14 protein-coding genes are annotated in these 16,665 nt (G+C 38.9%); 4 read left to right on the top strand and 10 right to left on the bottom strand.

Annotated features, from left to right (window positions below; all coding sequences use genetic code 11):
- Nucleotide 1 precedes the first annotated feature (1 nt).
- The 4 genes from nuoC to hexA all read right to left on the bottom strand — a co-directional run bounded on the left by nuoC (nucleotide 2) and on the right by hexA (nucleotide 4,735).
- Nucleotides 2-1,798, bottom strand: coding sequence for an NADH-quinone oxidoreductase subunit C/D (nuoC, locus tag QSH13_RS07020; RefSeq protein WP_075670636.1), 1,797 nt, complete (start codon nucleotides 1,796-1,798; stop codon nucleotides 2-4).
- 76 nt (nucleotides 1,799-1,874) lie between these two features.
- Nucleotides 1,875-2,549, bottom strand: coding sequence for a NuoB/complex I 20 kDa subunit family protein (locus QSH13_RS07025; RefSeq protein ID WP_004243697.1), 675 nt, complete (start codon nucleotides 2,547-2,549; stop codon nucleotides 1,875-1,877).
- Nucleotides 2,550-2,566: 17 nt separating this feature from the next.
- A complete protein-coding gene (locus tag QSH13_RS07030; RefSeq protein ID WP_036912633.1) occupies nucleotides 2,567-3,019 on the bottom strand; it encodes an NADH-quinone oxidoreductase subunit A in 453 nt (150 codons plus the stop codon).
- 798 nt (nucleotides 3,020-3,817) lie between these two features.
- Nucleotides 3,818-4,735 carry a transcriptional regulator HexA gene (hexA, locus tag QSH13_RS07035; RefSeq protein ID WP_006533310.1) on the bottom strand — a complete coding sequence of 306 codons (918 nt, stop codon included), beginning with the start codon at nucleotides 4,733-4,735 and terminating at the stop codon, nucleotides 3,818-3,820.
- 860 nt (nucleotides 4,736-5,595) lie between these two features.
- Between hexA and QSH13_RS07040 the strand changes: the two genes are divergently transcribed.
- Both QSH13_RS07040 and yfbR read left to right on the top strand, forming a co-directional pair.
- Entirely contained in the window at nucleotides 5,596-6,810 is a 1,215-nt protein-coding gene (locus QSH13_RS07040; protein ID WP_072063486.1) for a pyridoxal phosphate-dependent aminotransferase, read from the top strand.
- Between the two features lie 135 nt (nucleotides 6,811-6,945).
- The gene (yfbR, locus tag QSH13_RS07045; RefSeq protein WP_109395782.1) at nucleotides 6,946-7,527 is read left to right on the top strand and encodes a 5'-deoxynucleotidase; all 582 of its coding nucleotides are present in this window, start codon (nucleotides 6,946-6,948) and stop codon (nucleotides 7,525-7,527) included.
- Between the two features lie 87 nt (nucleotides 7,528-7,614).
- Here yfbR and QSH13_RS07050 read toward each other — a convergent pair whose 3' ends face one another.
- From QSH13_RS07050 to yfbV, 5 genes are all read right to left on the bottom strand, one after another.
- Entirely contained in the window at nucleotides 7,615-8,589 is a 975-nt protein-coding gene (locus tag QSH13_RS07050) for a hypothetical protein (RefSeq protein ID WP_286038976.1), read from the bottom strand.
- Between the two features lie 183 nt (nucleotides 8,590-8,772).
- Complete coding sequence (locus tag QSH13_RS07055; protein ID WP_109395780.1) at nucleotides 8,773-10,602, bottom strand: SLC13 family permease; 1,830 nt, start codon at nucleotides 10,600-10,602, stop codon at nucleotides 8,773-8,775.
- A 109-nt stretch (nucleotides 10,603-10,711) separates the two neighbouring features.
- On the bottom strand, nucleotides 10,712-11,374 hold the full coding sequence (locus QSH13_RS07060; RefSeq protein WP_286038977.1) for a sugar phosphatase: 663 nt from the start codon (nucleotides 11,372-11,374) through the stop codon (nucleotides 10,712-10,714).
- 53 nt (nucleotides 11,375-11,427) lie between these two features.
- Complete coding sequence (locus QSH13_RS07065; protein ID WP_036913439.1) at nucleotides 11,428-11,922, bottom strand: YfbU family protein; 495 nt, start codon at nucleotides 11,920-11,922, stop codon at nucleotides 11,428-11,430.
- A 139-nt stretch (nucleotides 11,923-12,061) separates the two neighbouring features.
- Nucleotides 12,062-12,517: a terminus macrodomain insulation protein YfbV gene (yfbV, locus tag QSH13_RS07070; RefSeq protein WP_109395778.1), complete on the bottom strand. Its 456-nt coding sequence runs from the start codon at nucleotides 12,515-12,517 to the stop codon at nucleotides 12,062-12,064.
- 392 nt (nucleotides 12,518-12,909) lie between these two features.
- Between yfbV and ackA the strand changes: the two genes are divergently transcribed.
- A complete protein-coding gene (gene ackA, locus QSH13_RS07075; protein ID WP_109395777.1) occupies nucleotides 12,910-14,112 on the top strand; it encodes an acetate kinase in 1,203 nt (400 codons plus the stop codon).
- Nucleotides 14,113-14,189: 77 nt separating this feature from the next.
- Nucleotides 14,190-16,334, top strand: coding sequence for a phosphate acetyltransferase (gene pta / locus QSH13_RS07080; protein ID WP_109395776.1), 2,145 nt, complete (start codon nucleotides 14,190-14,192; stop codon nucleotides 16,332-16,334).
- A 122-nt stretch (nucleotides 16,335-16,456) separates the two neighbouring features.
- Here the strand turns inward: pta and QSH13_RS07085 are convergent.
- A partial coding sequence (locus QSH13_RS07085; protein ID WP_286038978.1) for a zinc ribbon domain-containing protein occupies nucleotides 16,457-16,665 on the bottom strand: 209 nt, incomplete at its 5' end.

Here is a 16,665-nt window from a genome sequence, read left to right on the forward strand (position 1 = left end):
ATTAACGATCCACATCCGACATTACAAAATCAATACTTCCCAGATACACAATCAAGTCAGAAACCAGACTACCGCGGATAACCGCAGGGATTTGTTGCAAGTGAGCAAAACTTGGCGTACGAATACGCGTACGGTAACTCATCGTGCTACCATCACTAGTCAAGTAATAGCTGTTGATCCCTTTCGTGGCTTCAACCATCTGGAATGATTCATTAGCAGGCATAACTGGACCCCATGAAACCTGTAAGAAATGGTTAATCATGGTTTCAATATGCTGTAATGTGCGCTCTTTTGGTGGAGGCGTTGTCAGTGGATGGTCTGCTTTAAATGGCCCTTCTGGCATGTTTTTATAGCACTGTTCCAGAATACGTAAGCTTTGGCGTAGTTCTTCTACTTTCAGCATTACGCGATCATAACAGTCACCATTGCTTGCGACAGGGATTTCAAATTCAAAGTTTTCATAACCTGAATATGGACGCCATTTACGGACATCAAACTCAACGCCTGTTGCGCGAAGACCTGCACCTGTCACACCCCAATCTAATGCTTCTTTAGCATTATATGAGGCAACACCAATAGTACGACCTTTCAAGATACTGTTTTGCAGTGCTGCTTTTACGTAAGAATCTAGACGTTTTGGCATCCAATCTAAGAATTCACGTAATAAGCGTTCCCAACCGCGAGGTAAATCATGAGCAACACCACCGATACGGAACCATGCAGGATGCATACGGAATCCAGTAATCGCTTCCACGATGTTGTAAACTTTCTGACGGTCAGTAAAGGCAAAGAACACCGGTGTCATTGCACCAACGTCTTGAATAAAGGTACTGATATACAGTAAGTGACTATTAATACGGAATAGCTCTGACAGCATGACACGAATAACTTTAACGCGTTCAGGTACTTCAATACCGGCAAGTTTTTCTACCGCAAGTACATAAGGCATTTCGTTAACGCATCCGCCGAGGTATTCAATTCGGTCTGTGTATGGAATATAGCTATGCCAAGATTGGCGCTCACCCATTTTTTCAGCACCACGGTGGTGATAACCCACGTCTGGCACACAGTCGACTATCTCCTCGCCATCAAGCTGAAGAATAATACGGAATGCACCGTGAGATGATGGATGGTTTGGACCGAGGTTTAAGAACATAAAGTCCTCATTCTCAGTACCGCGTTTCATCCCCCACTCTTCAGGTTTGAATGTCAGCGATTCCATTTCCAGATCCTGTTTCTGCTTTGTCAGCACATAAGGATCGAACTCTGTCGCACGAGCAGGATAATCTTTACGCAGTGGATGACCTTCCCAATCAGGAAGCATCATAATACGGCGTAAATTTGGATGCCCATTAAAGACAATTCCAAACATATCCCACACTTCACGCTCATACCAATTCGAGTTAGGAAAGATAGATGTGATAGTCGGAACATTAAGATCATTTTCACTTAATGCAACTTTCAGCATAATATCTTTATTACGATCGATTGATATCAGATGATAGAAAACGGAAAAGTCCGCTGCGGGCAAGCCTTGACGATGCGTACGAAGACGCTCATCAAAACCATGCATATCAAACAGCATGACATAAGGTTTTGGTAAAGATTTGAGGTATAACATTACCTCAATGAGTTGTTCCCGTTTTACCCAAACAACTGGCATGCCAGTACGAGTAGGCTGGAACGTAAAGGCATCTGGACCAAATTTCTGACGCAGTTCATTCACCACCTGATCATCAATATGATCGGTCGTTTCCCACGCTGGCCGAGCGCCTTTTTGCGCTATCTGATCGGTCATTTCTATTCACCACAACTTTGATCAGGGTTACTATGATCGCAACACATTGCTCTGGTTACGTCTTAGGCAAAAGCCTTTAAATTTCGTCAGGAGTACGCAGATTTTTCACTGCGATACGTTCACCGTGTTTTCTTTCTCGTTCTGATTGCATATTGGCACGGTAAACGCCTTGGTCGCCGACAACCCATGATAATGGGCGACGTTCTTTACCAATGGACTCTTGTAATAACATCAGTGCCTGCATATAAGCTTCCGGGCGTGGAGGGCATCCAGGAATATACACATCAACTGGAATGAACTTATCAACACCCTGCACCACTGAGTAGATGTCGTACATACCACCAGAGTTAGCACATGCCCCCATAGAGATAACCCATTTAGGCTCTAACATCTGATCGTATAAACGCTGAATAACGGGTGCCATCTTAGTAAAGCAAGTACCTGCAACCACCATAAAGTCAGCTTGACGAGGAGATGCACGTAATACTTCTGAACCAAAACGAGCTACGTCATGTACAGCCGTAAATGATGTCACCATTTCAACGTAACAACAGGAAAGACCAAAGTTATATGGCCATAAAGAATTTTTCCGTCCCCAGTTCACAACGTCATGCAACGCATGTTCCAGTTTTCCCATATACACACTGCGATGAACGTGAGCATCTAATGGGTCACTGACAATTTCCTGTGATTGCAGGGGATAACGGTCATTCTCACCGTTCGGATCTATGCGGGTGAGCGTATAATCCATTTCTAATGCCTCGCTTATTACTGCTGCGGATGTTTGCCGCTGGTTAATCGAACATGGCTTTTACTCGCAGTTTCACGGCGAGAGCGAACAGGCGTCCAATCTAATGCGCCTATACGAACCAAATAGAATAATCCAGCTAATAAAATAGCGATGAAGACTGACGCTTCAATAAAGCCTAACCAGCCAACTTCACGAACGGAAACAGCCCAGGCATAAAGAAACAGTGCTTCAACATCGAAAATAACGAAAAACATGGCAACTAAATAGAATTTAGCTGACATGCGCAGACGAGCGCTGCCAACAGAATCAAGACCAGATTCATAAGGAACATGCTTTGCCCTTGCCTGTGCGCGTCCGCCTAAATAGCGGGCACCCAACAACATGAGCGAACATAACCCCAATGCGCCTATGAGGAAGACAGCAAATGCCCAATGATGGGCGATAACTTCAGTGGTTGTAGACATACTCATTGCTTACTCATCAAAGGTGGTGTCAATTAACCAACTCTTATCCGGCGGTTTACACCACATTTCTAATTACGAAAAAAAAGCGAATTAAACAGACTTGCTAATTAAAGAAATAATAACAGTCTATTTATACCTTTTTTCTTTTTTAGAAAACTTTGCGACAAATCACTCAGTTTTCTATCGCGATTTAACAAAATCAACACTCATTTTTAACACTAGATTATGGGTTAATGCTAAAACGTGTCAGTCAACCGACAAACTTTATGCTAACACGCTTAGTCTAACCGATAATTCGATTTTACTACACCAGTATCTCAGGAAAAACCTGACTAAACACAGGCAAATGTGCCTTATTTTTTTGATCAAACTCACAAAATAGTCGAAAAAACACCTAATCAGTTTAAAATTTATCCAAATTTTAACAAATTAACTTTCTAATATTGTGGAGAAGGTCAAATATCCGCTTAGATTTACTTTTTTATTCTCTTAAAACCTAGACAAACTTTTTATTTGTTAACAAATCCTACAAGTGATTAACCAAGGGGGAAGGTAAACATTTTTTTAACAAACAGTTAAGGTAGTTATGGAATGAAATGTCACAAAGATAAATACATAAAACAACATAATTATTAACATAATGTTACTATTTCAAAAAGAAGCAATAAAAAAACGGAAATAAATGCACTTCATTGCATCTATTCCCGTTTATTATTATTCATCACTATCCAGTTCTATTTGACTCTATTTTAATCTTTAATTTTTGTGTTTTAACGCTAAAAATTCACACAATGATTAATGTGATTATTCAAGTTCAGTAGAGCTAATATCTTCAGATGCAGTAACGGTATAAGGTGTTTTCTTGTTTTCAATTGCATTGAATACCGTTAACACTGCTTCATTTTGTTCATCAGAGTTACGATATAACCAATATTGTGTTTCAGGTAAGCGAGGTAACCCTTCACTTTCACCTAAAATACGCAAATCGGCATTTTGCATTTCCAGTGGACGAGCAGTAATACCCACTTCGGCATTAACTGCCGCACGAACAGCGGATAAAGAAGCCGCTTCATAAGCAACACGCCATTGAATTCCAGCGTCATCTAACGTGTTTATCGCTAATTGACGGAATGGATTCGTTTCATCCATAACAACTAAAGGAATAGGTTCATTCATTTGTAATTGGAAATCTGGCGCACAATGCCATAACACGGGTGCAGTACGTAACGCTGTACGTGGGTGATGACCTATACGTGCTGTTGTTAACGCTAAATCAATTTCATGATTATCTAGCATTGTCTCAATATATTGAGAACGCTTAATACGTACATCAACAGCTAAGCGAGGATACACTGACGCGATACGATTTAACAAAAACGGTAATAAAGTATCGACAGAGTCATCAGAAGCACCAATACGTAGCTCCCCTTCTGCATCGCTATACGTTAATGATGCCGTTGCATCATCATTTGCACGCAGAATTTGACGCGCATAACCTAACAGTTGTAGACCATGCTCTGTTAAAAGTTTATTACGACCATGACGGGCGAAAAGCTCTCTGCCCACCAATTGCTCTAAACGTTGCATCTGCTGACTCACAGCAGATTGGGTTCGACATACAGCAGCAGCGGCGGCTGCAAAAGTGTTCAAATCTGCTACAGCTACAAACGTTCTAAGCAGATCGAGGTCGAGATTCATTATCGGACGATTTGCATTAATCATTGTTTATTCTTCACTTATTTTTGATTTTTAAATTACATATACCTGGTGTTTTATATCAAAAGTCTAAAAAAGACTTCCGATTCAGACTGTACTTTACTCTGAAAAGGAGAGCAAAGACATACTGAATACTTTACATTTGTTTCTTATCGTTTACACCTCCTAGATAGAAAGGAATTGCATCTTTTTGTAACAAATTAAATTTTATTATCATTTCAGGCATTCACAAGAAAGAACTCTATACCGTCATCACAAGTTAGACTTAGATCATACTATGTTGCTTTCTCATTCATAAATTTTAACATTTTGAAAATAATTTAAATTATCTTAACTATGCATTCGGATTTAAGTATTTCCCCCTATAAACTAAATTTAAGATTTAAATTTAATTTATACTTAAACTAATTGATTGCTATAGAATAAAGTAGATTTAACCATATTATTTGAAAATTTAATATATTAAGTCAGATAATACAAATCCGATAAAATTATTCAATAATTGATTATGCAACATTTCACCTACCAATCTATCACATCAACTTATTTCTAATCGACACACTAAAAAGCCCCTTTCCAGCAGAATAATAATTCAGATTATTCATCATAACCAAAATATAAATCCACAATAAGCAATACAATCAGTCATCAAAATAACATTCTAAGAATAAAATGACCTTTTACACCAAAAATTACCTAGCATCTTCAAAAGTTTGTAACGTGAGAGTAGAGTGATAGAACAGTTATTTGCTGGGATAACCTTTTCATTTGTATCTTTCTATATGAATAGCAACCGGCGATAAATGTCGCTACGTCGCCATAATCACAATAAAGATACGAGTCAGACCCTATTAGGTAAACGCGCTATGAATCAGATTAAAAAATCAAACAAACTCGAACATGTCTGTTACGACATTAGAGGTCCGGTTTTGCAAGAAGCAAAACGTCTGGAAGAAGAAGGTAACAAAGTTTTAAAACTCAATATTGGTAACCCGGCACCTTTTGGCTTTGAAGCACCAGATGAAATTTTAGTAGATGTGATCCGCAACTTACCAAGCTCTCAAGGTTATAGCGACTCTAAAGGTCTATTTTCTGCGCGTAAAGCTATCATGCAGCATTATCAAGCTCGTGATATGAGAGATATCACTGTTGAAGACATTTATATTGGTAATGGTGTTTCTGAATTAATCGTACAAGCGATGCAAGCCTTATTGAATAACGGCGATGAAATGCTCGTACCTGCGCCTGATTATCCATTATGGACAGCCGCAGTTTCTCTTTCAGGAGGAAATGCTGTTCACTATATGTGTGACGAGCAACAAGGTTGGTTCCCAGATTTAGATGATATCCGCAGTAAAATTACAAAAAATACCCGTGGTATTGTTATTATCAACCCAAATAATCCAACAGGTGCGGTGTATAGCAAAGATATTCTGATGGAAATCGTTGAAATAGCACGTCAACACAACCTGATTATCTTCGCTGACGAGATCTACGATAAAATTCTGTATGACGATGCACAACATCATTCTATCGCTGCCATGGCCCCCGATTTATTAACCGTCACATTTAATGGTTTATCAAAAACTTACCGTGTTGCAGGTTTCCGTCAAGGTTGGATGGTATTAAATGGTCCTAAAAAGCAGGCTAAAAGCTATATTGAAGGCTTAGATATGCTGGCATCGATGCGTTTATGCGCCAACGTACCAATGCAACATGCTATTCAAACGGCATTGGGAGGCTATCAAAGTATTAGTGAATTTATCCTGCCGGGTGGTCGTTTATACGAACAACGCAATCGCGCTTGGGAGCTCATTAATCAAATTCCAGGGGTTTCTTGTGTTAAACCTATGGGGGCATTGTATATGTTCCCTAAAATAGACCTTAACCGCTACAGTATTAAAAACGATCAGAAAATGATCCTTGATTTGTTACTGCAAGAAAAAGTCTTATTAGTGCAAGGTACTGCCTTTAATTGGCCATACCCTGACCATTTCCGTATCGTTACTCTTCCGCGCGAAGATGATTTAGATATGGCAATTCAAAAATTTGGTCGTTTTATTGTGGGTTATCATCAATAAAATTGTCTACACCTAAAATAAAACGCAATATTACAATACGTTATATTGCGTTTTTTATTTTCTTTTTTATTAATGTTTACATCTATCTATTATCCACTCACAATAATGTCTTCAGTCACGCAATTGGGAGATATTATGAGTTATTTTTTTGCCCACCTTTCTCGCTTAAAACTCATTACTCGTTGGCCTTTAATGCGTAACATTCGCCAAGAAAATGTTTCTGAGCACAGTTTACAAGTGGCTTTTGTTGCTCATGCACTCGCTGTAATTAAAAATCGGATGTTTAATGGTAATGTTAATGCTGAACGTATTGCATTACAGGCGATGTATCATGACGCCAGTGAAGTCATTACTGGTGATATGCCAACTCCCATAAAATATCACAATCCACAAATTGCTCATGAATATAAAAAAATAGAAAAATACGCACAGCAAAAACTAATTGAAATGTTACCCGAAGAATTACAAGATGATTTTCGCCCTCTTATTGATGAGCAATTACATAGCGAGGAAGAAACATTTATTGTAAAACAAGCCGACAGTCTGTGTGCTTATTTAAAATGCCTTGAAGAGTTAGCAGCCGGTAATAGCGAATTTAATTTAGCGAAAAATCGGTTAGAAAAAACCTTAGCTGAGAGAAATAGCCCAGAAATGGACTATTTTATAAAAGTGTTTGTCCCGGGGTTTAGTTTATCGCTGGATGAGATTAGTGAGTAAATAAAACTATTATTCTATAAAAAGATGAGTGTGAATACACACTCATCTTGATTCAAACTTTAATTTTTCACTTTAATAGTAATTAAACTATTTTTTATTTATATTTTCACTATTTTCCATAAATTTATTTAATATATTTAATGCATCTGTAGCTTGCTCTCTCTTAATCCAATATATTTTCTCTGACTTGCCAAATATATTTTTAATTTTTTCTATAAACCCCACTTTTTTCATAAAAATATCATTAGCTTGTAAATATTTTTTCATGATCAATACTTTCTCTTTTTTTGATAGTTCTTTATTTTTAATTTCATTTTTAATAATAGAAAAATCACTGCTATTTAAATTATATCTCTTCTCAATATTTTCATCTTCTGTTTTATTAATATTGTTATTATTTGAATTTCTATAGTCATTAAGCTTTTTTTGTAACTCTTGATTTCTTTTTTCTGTATATGATCTAGATATATCAACCTCATCATGATTATCAATATTACTGCCATCATGATTATCAATATTACTGCCATCATGATTATCAATATTACTGTCATCATGATTATCAATATTACTACCATCATGATTATCAATATTACTGCCATCATGACTATCAATATTACTGTCATCATGATTATCAATATTACTGCCATCATGATTATCAATATTACTGCCATCATGATTATCAATATTACTGCCATCATGATTATCAATATTACTGCCATCATGATTATCAATATTACTGTCATCATGATTATCAATATTACTGTCATCATGATTAACAATATTACCATCATCATGATTATCATATTCTTTTGCTTCTAAAATATTTTGATTTATTTTAATTGGAGCTTTTTGGGCAAAAGTTGAAAGTAAGATTGTTTTTATTTCTTTTGGAGTACCAAAGGTGATTTCTTCATATTGGGCATTATTATTAAATAATAATGGTAATGATATGTTTTTCACACCGTTAATATTATCACCTAATGATTTGAATTTATTATAACTTGAATCATTTCCTTTGAAAAACTTCGTTAAAATTGAGTTATTCACTTTAGTCATTTCCATTTTAAAAACTCCTGATAATCTATATTTTCATATTAATTTACTCCCCAATGGTTGATATGATTTAAAAAAACACACATTCATAGATATGTCGCATACATCAAATAAAAAACCACCGCCCAATAAATAAAAAACGCTGTTTATTAATTAACAAACAGCGTTTCAGCAAAACAAAAGTATTGATATTTAGAATGGGAATAATAGCGGGATCAGGAAGACACTAATCAACATCACAATAACCGTAAATGGCACTCCAATCTTAATAAAGTCGGCAAACTTATATCCCCCCGGCTCAAGAATAAGCGTATTAACAGGTGATGAAACCGGTGTCATAAAGGCTGCCGATGCAGCAACACCAATCACCATTGCAAATGGTAATGGTGACACATTCATTTGATTCGCAGCAGCAATAGCTATTGGTGCCATTAATACCGCGGTTGCCGTATTGGAAATAAACAACCCAATGGATGCACAAAGTATAAATAAACACACCAACATCACTTGAGGACCAGCACTACCCGCCACATCCATTAAGCCATTAACAATCAGCTCTATACCACCTGTTTTTTGTAATGCCGCAGCAAAAGGCATCATACCAACAATTAAAATAATGCTTGGCCAATGAATAGAACGATAAGCACTTTCCATATCAATACAACGGAATTTACCCATTAATAAACAGGCAATAAGTGCTGCAATAAAATTAGGGACTTCATTCGTTACCATTAATGCCACCATTAACGCTAACGAAAACAGTGCGTGAGGTGCTTGAGATGAAGCAGGTGCAACAGTTTCAATTTCTGCTGCTAAATTTAACACAATAAAATTACGTGGTTTCGTCGAAAGAATACGAATAAGTTTCCAATCACCAATCACCAATAACACATCACCAAGGCGTAATGGCTCATCGACAATTTTACCCGGTAAGGCACTTCCTTCACGACGAATAGCAACGACGTTTAGGCCATAACGAGTACGAAATTTGATTTCTCTTAATGATTTACCTAATAATTCTGAATCTGGATTCATGGATACTTCAGCAAGCCCTACATCACGAGATTGTTCAGAAAAATATTCACCTCGCAATACCATAGGCTCTAACAGCTGTTCACGGCAAAACTCACGTAAATCGACATCACTGGCTGACATATCAACTAATAACACATCACGCTCTCTTAATTCAGTGCCACCAGTTGCACTAACCATAACACGCCGAAACCGCCTCCAGCGTTCAATACCGACAACGTTTGCACCATAACGAGAGCGTAAGTGCAATTCATCAAGTGAATGACCTACTAGCGGAGAACCTTTACGAATGGCTAAACGACGAGCGCGTCCCGCTAACTGATAATCACGAATAAGATCACGGAAAGTACGACGATAAGCTTCTTTTTGTTTACCATTATCGTTATTTCCTAGCCAGCGACGTACTACCAACATATAAAGAATGCCTGCAAATAATACCGCTATACCAATAGGTGTAATAGAGAAAAACTGAAAACTCGGTAACCCCTCTCTGACTAATTCACTGTTAACAACCATATTAGGTGGCGTTGCCACTAAGGTCATTAATCCGCTAATCAGCCCAGCAAAACCTAACGGCATCATTAAACGACCTGGCGATGTTTTCATTCGAGCAGCAACACTCAATACAACAGGAATAAATATGGCGACAACGCCCGTTGAACTCATGAAAGCACCTAGGCTTGCAACGCATATCATTAATAGCACAAGCATTTTAACTTCACTGCTACCCGCGACACGAACTAGCCAGTCACCCATTTGATAAGCCACACCAGTTCTCACTAACCCTTCACCAATAACAAAAAGGGCAGCAATAAGTAATACGTTCGGATCGCTAAATCCTACCGTAGCTTCATTTAAGGTTAGTGTACCGCTAAGAACGAATGCGATGATGACAAGTAAAGCGACCACATCCATGCGGATTTTGTTGGTCGTAAAAAGGACAATAGCTATCAATAGCAGGCTTAAAACCCATAATAATTCGCTATTCAAAATGGCCTCAATCAGCAATAAGTGAAAACAGTTTAAGACATCAATTCACTACATTGATAAGTAGACCATTTTTACAACTATAAATCTTCTAATATGATCAAAGAAAAGACTATCTTTTGTGTGTTATTATCACTTTTTCAGCTTGCTTCTCGATTTGAATATCATTTAAAGAATCAATAATTAAATGAATTTCACTACGACGAGGAAGGGAAAGAGGTGCATGAACAGCAACGACTTGGCATCCCGCATCTAAGCCGGAGTAAATACCCGCCGCAGCATCTTCAAAAACCACACAATCTTCTGGTAATAACCCCAATTTTTTGGCACCTAAAAGATAAGGCTCAGGATTAGGTTTACCTTTACTAATACATTCCGCGGTAACCCAATGTTTAGGTTCAGGGATCCCCGTGACAGATTGGCGCGTTGTGGCAATAGGAACTGTACCTGATGTGACAATCGCCCATGGAATATTTAAGCTATTAAGACGATTAATCAACGCAATAGAACCTGGAAGCGGAGCTAAGCCTTCTGTTTGTGTTGACTCTAATTTTTCTAGCCAACGAAAAGTTTCCGTTATCTCTTGTTCTGTTGCATTAGGCATAAAATGGCGAATCGACTCAATAGCCGGCTTTCCGTGGATATAGTCATTAATCTCTTGTGTTGAAACACCAACACGCTCACCAAATAACGCCCAGCAATGTTCAACAACAGGTAATGAATCAACCAATGTTCCATCGAGATCAAACAGAAAACCTTTACATGTGATTGCCATATTTTATGCCTACCTTAACCTTACAGTGATGCGTCAACTATTATCTACTGCAATTACGCATTGAGTATTTGCTGAATTTCAACGACGCTAAGGTGATATTGACGAGGGCACGCTAACCAAACAGCAAGCATTCTTTGGTATTTTTCCCACATTGGTGTTTGAGAGTTAAAACCATGACTGCCACTATCAAAATGTGTGTAACGCCCTTCTGTATTCACCATAAAACGCACATAACTAAGATAGCGAGATTCTGTCGCCGCATCAAAGCCTATAAATGCGACGCGACGAGCATCTGGCATCTCTTGTTCTTTTAAGTTATCACGAGAAACTTGCAGTGCATGGTACATTTCCATGACGTTAATAATGGTACGGCAAGTCTCTTCTGACATTTCATCGAAGTCTCGATCAAGTTCACGTAATTGTAATCCATAACCGCGTTCAATAATTGTCTGATAGCGACGATAACGTTCAGCGTTATCAGGATCCATCATAGTCATCATTTTATACTGATTAGAGAGGATCAAGCGTTGTGCGTGTGTCATTTCCATCATTAATTCTCCAAAGAAATTATTGGAAGGATCATGTCATTAATCAAAAGTATTGAGTAGTGCTAACTACGCGTTTTTTGATCTCAACGGGGTAATTCAGATGACAATCATGACAAACGAAGAAGGTAGAACAAATGTTCTACACATCATCAAGAAAAGAGCGATCAAGTTGCTTAAAAGCACGTTTTAATAAATGAGCTAAAGAAAGGTAAGTTGGTGTTTGCTCAACAGGTGCTAAAGCGATGCCAGCTTCTTCAAATTTTTCTCGAATTTCATAAAACCAACGTAATAACGCAGCTGGAAGTGGTGTTGCTGCACGCTTACCTAACCACCATAACCCCTGCATTGGCAAGCTACAAGCAAAGAGCGCTGTCGTCATTGCAGGCCCTAAATTACCACTTAATGCGATTTGCCATGTCATTGTAAAAATGGCAATAGGTGGCATATAACGAATACCAAAACGTGTAGCTTTGATAATACGATTCTCAGGAAAAACAGGTGCTAATTGCTTTTCAACCGGCCAGGTTTTTAAATACTCGTTACCCAAACGAAGCTTTTTAAAAAAGCCAGGGGGAGTCACTGTCGGTTCGCTCATAATGACCTCAATCAATTTCTTCTGTAACTTTTAAAAAATACCTATAAAGAATAAAAATCTTTTAGTAGAATTAAGTATATTTTGTCTTTGTTGCCTTTACTCTGTATCCTGTGCCCATTCTAAAGGTTTGTGGCAATAAAGCGCTATATTTTGTTTGCCGGCGTGATTTTCAACCCTTTTCGCCGATTTTAACGCGAAAAGCTAATGGGTGAATAAAAATCGTCCAATTAATGATTGGCAACTATAATTAGCATCAAGTTTTTTACTTTAAGCATGATGCGCGTCATTAATGTCATCATAGTAATGCGATAGGCTTTTATGATTGACGTTTTATTAACCACCGTCTTTATAATATAAAAGACACTACGACAACAAGATAAATAGGTAATTCCATGTCAAGTAAGCTGGTGCTGGTACTGAACTGCGGTAGTTCTTCTCTTAAATTTGCAATTATCAACCCAGAAAATGGTGAAGAATTCCTGTCAGGTTTGGCTGAATGCTTCAACCTTCCTGAAGCCCGCCTGAAGTGGAAAATGGATGGCCAGAAACACGAAGCTGCGTTAGGCGCAGGCGCTGCTCATAGCGAAGCATTAAACTTCATCGTAAATACTATTCTGGCAGAAAAACCAGAACTTTCTGCACAAATCGCCTCTATTGGCCACCGTATTGTTCATGGTGGTGAGAAATTCACTAAATCTGTCGTGATCACTGACGAAGTTATCAAAGGCATTGAAGCTGCTATCCCATTTGCACCATTGCATAACCCAGCTCACCTTATTGGTATTGAAGAAGCGCGTAAAGCATTCCCTCATTTAATTGAAAAAATGGTTGCAGTATTTGATACCGCTTTCCATCAAACAATGCCACAAGAAGCTTATTTATATGCTCTGCCATATAGCTTATATAAAGATCACAGCATCCGTCGTTACGGTGCTCACGGAACTAGCCATTTCTATGTTTCTCGTGAAGCCGCTAAAATGTTAAACAAACCTGTTGATGAACTGAACGTAATCACTTGCCACTTAGGTAATGGTGGTTCTGTTTCTGCAGTTGTTAACGGTAAATGTGTTGATACCTCAATGGGTCTAACTCCATTAGAAGGTTTAGTAATGGGTACTCGTAGTGGTGATATCGACCCTGCTATCGTGTTCCATTTACACGACACTTTAGGTATGAGCGTTGAAGATATCAACAAACTACTGACTAAAGAATCTGGCCTGTTAGGTTTAACAGAAGTTACTAGTGACTGCCGTTATGTTGAAGATAACTACGATACTAAAGAAGATGCTAAACGTGCAATGGACGTTTACTGCCATCGTTTAGCGAAATACATTGGTTCTTACTGTGCACTGATGGAAGGCCGTTTAGATGCTATTATCTTTACTGGTGGTATCGGTGAAAACGCAGCAATGGTACGTGAATTATCTCTGAAAAAACTGTCTCTGTTAGGCTTCGAAGTTGATCATCAACGTAACTTAGATGCACGTTTTGGTAAATCAGGCATTATCACTACCGATAACAGCCGTCTTGCTGTTGTTATCCCAACTAACGAAGAGTTAGTTATCGCTCAGGACGCAAGTCGCCTGACCGCTTAAGTTCTTTGATGTACTGCCAGTGTCATGCTGGCAGTACTGTTTTACATAACGAGCAACCGATATTTAAAGAGGTTTCCGTGTCCCGTACAATTATGCTAGTCCCAACTGATACACGCGTAGGTTTAACCAGCGTCAGCTTGGGTGTTATCCGTTCTATGGAACAAAAAGGCGTTCGCCTTAGCGTGTTCAAACCAATTGCACAACCTCGTGTAAAAGGCGCTTTAGATCAGACAACTGCGATTATCCGCTCTCACTCCACTATTCAATCATCAGAACCTTTAAATATGGATTATGTTGAGTCTCTACTCAGCTCAAACCAAAAAGATGTTCTGATGGAAGAAATTGTTGCTAGATACCATGAAAACACAGCTGATGCAGAAGTTGTTCTCATCGAAGGTCTAGTGCCTATGCGTAAGCACCCTTTTGCACAATCATTAAATTATGAAATTGCAAAAACATTAGGTGCAGAAATTGTTTTCGTTACTGCATTAGGTAACAACACTGTTGAACAGCTAAAAGAGCGTATCGAATTTGCGCGTGCTGAATTCGGCGGTGTAAAAAACCAAAATATTACAGGCGTTATTGTTAACAAGCTAAATGCACCTGTTGATGATCAAGGTCGTACTCGCCCTGACTTATCTGAAATCTTTGATGATTCAAGTAAAGCGATTATCTCTAATGTCGATTTAAAAACCATCGAAAAAAATAGCCCACTACCTTTACTGGGTTGCATTCCATGGAACTTCGATTTAATCGCCACTCGTGCAACAGATATGGCAAAACACTTAAATGCGACTATCGTCAATAAAGGCGATATTGAAACTCGTCGTATTAAATCTGTGACTTTCTGTGCCCGCAGTATTCCACACATGTTAGAACATTTCCGTCCAGGTTCACTGTTAGTGACTTCAGCGGATCGCCCTGATGTATTAGTTTCAGCATGCCTTGCAGCAATGAATGGCGTTGAAATTGGTGCAATCCTACTAACAGGTGGCTACCAAATCGATGCACCAATCAAACAACTTTGTGAACGTGCATTCGAAACTGGCTTACCAATTTTTATGGTTAATGCAAACACTTGGCAGACCTCTCTAAATCTGCAAAGCTTTAGCTTAGAAGTGCCTGCTGATGACCATGAACGTATTGAAAAAATTCAGAACTACGTTGCTCAACATATCAATACACAATGGATTGATTCTCTGACCGCTAATTCTGAACGCCCTAACCGTTTATCACCACCAGCATTCCGTTATCAATTAACAGAATTAGCACGTAAAGCGAAAAAACGTATCGTTTTACCAGAAGGTGATGAGCCACGTACTGTTAAAGCCGCAGCAATTTGTGCTGATCGCGGCATAGCAACTTGCGTACTGTTAGGCGATCCTGAAGAAATTCGTCGCGTAGCAACCGCACAAGGCGTTGAATTAGGTACAGGTATTGAGTTAGTCAATCCTAAAGAAGTCCGTGAAATCTATGTACCTCGCTTAGTTGAACTACGTAAAAACAAAGGTATGACAGAAGTTGTTGCTCGTGAACAGTTAGAAGATAACGTTGTTCTTGGCACATTAATGCTGGAAAAAGGCGAAGTAGATGGCCTAGTTTCTGGTGCTGTTCATACAACTGCTAACACTATTCGCCCACCATTACAGTTAATCAAAACTGCTCCAGGTAGCTCATTAGTGTCTTCTGTGTTCTTTATGCTGTTACCTGAACAAGTTTATGTTTATGGTGACTGTGCAATTAACCCAGATCCAACAGCAGAACAACTGGCTGAAATCGCAATTCAATCTGCAGACTCTGCAATTGCATTCGGTATCGACCCTCGCGTTGCGATGATCTCTTATTCTACTGGTAACTCAGGTGCAGGTAGCGATGTAGAGAAAGTTCGTGAAGCGACACGTTTAGCACAAGAAAAACGCCCAGACCTGATGATTGATGGTCCTTTACAATACGACGCAGCAGTTATGGCTGACGTTGCTAAATCTAAAGCGCCAAATTCACCCGTTGCAGGTAAAGCGACTGTGTTTATCTTCCCTGATCTGAACACCGGTAACACCACTTATAAAGCGGTACAACGTTCAGCTGACTTGGTTTCAATCGGACCAATGTTACAAGGTATGCGTAAGCCAGTAAATGACCTTTCTCGTGGTGCATTAGTAGATGATATCGTCTACACCGTTGCGTTGACAGCAATTCAAGCAAGCCAACAAGAAAACGCATAATTATTGAAGTTCGCTTCAATTAGAACCACGCCAGATGATTAATTTTATCTGGCGTTTTTTATTCTACGGATTTTCTATTTAAGTGACTGCTCCCCGCCCTGTCGGGCGAGGCTTCCCACTTCTTAGACCGCAACCGTCTGTGTGACGGATTTACGCTGGCCTCCATGGGCAGAAACGACGAGTCCCGCCGCTTGTAATTCCAGCATGCCCTTGCGTTCGATGTTGATCGCCGCGTTGATATCGCGGTCATGCTCAATTCCGCATTCAGGACATTGCCAGATGCGTTTATTTAACGGCATCTCCGGCATTTTGTGACCGCAACAATGGCAGG

Source organism: Proteus faecis, assembly GCF_030286765.1.
GTDB lineage: Bacteria > Pseudomonadota > Gammaproteobacteria > Enterobacterales > Enterobacteriaceae > Proteus > Proteus faecis.

Coding starts and splice junctions, on each gene's coding strand:
- yfbR (WP_109395782.1), top strand. CDS start 6,946: ATGAGTTATTTTTTTGCCCACCTTTCTCGCTTAAAACTCATTACTCGT.
- yfbV (WP_109395778.1), bottom strand. CDS start 12,517: ATGAGCGAACCGACAGTGACTCCCCCTGGCTTTTTTAAAAAGCTTCGT.
- QSH13_RS07050 (WP_286038976.1), bottom strand. CDS start 8,589: ATGGAAATGACTAAAGTGAATAACTCAATTTTAACGAAGTTTTTCAAA.
- QSH13_RS07040 (WP_072063486.1), top strand. CDS start 5,596: ATGAATCAGATTAAAAAATCAAACAAACTCGAACATGTCTGTTACGAC.
- hexA (WP_006533310.1), bottom strand. CDS start 4,735: ATGATTAATGCAAATCGTCCGATAATGAATCTCGACCTCGATCTGCTT.
- QSH13_RS07030 (WP_036912633.1), bottom strand. CDS start 3,019: ATGAGTATGTCTACAACCACTGAAGTTATCGCCCATCATTGGGCATTT.
- QSH13_RS07025 (WP_004243697.1), bottom strand. CDS start 2,549: ATGGATTATACGCTCACCCGCATAGATCCGAACGGTGAGAATGACCGT.
- nuoC (WP_075670636.1), bottom strand. CDS start 1,798: ATGACCGATCAGATAGCGCAAAAAGGCGCTCGGCCAGCGTGGGAAACG.
- QSH13_RS07060 (WP_286038977.1), bottom strand. CDS start 11,374: ATGGCAATCACATGTAAAGGTTTTCTGTTTGATCTCGATGGAACATTG.
- ackA (WP_109395777.1), top strand. CDS start 12,910: ATGTCAAGTAAGCTGGTGCTGGTACTGAACTGCGGTAGTTCTTCTCTT.
- QSH13_RS07065 (WP_036913439.1), bottom strand. CDS start 11,922: ATGGAAATGACACACGCACAACGCTTGATCCTCTCTAATCAGTATAAA.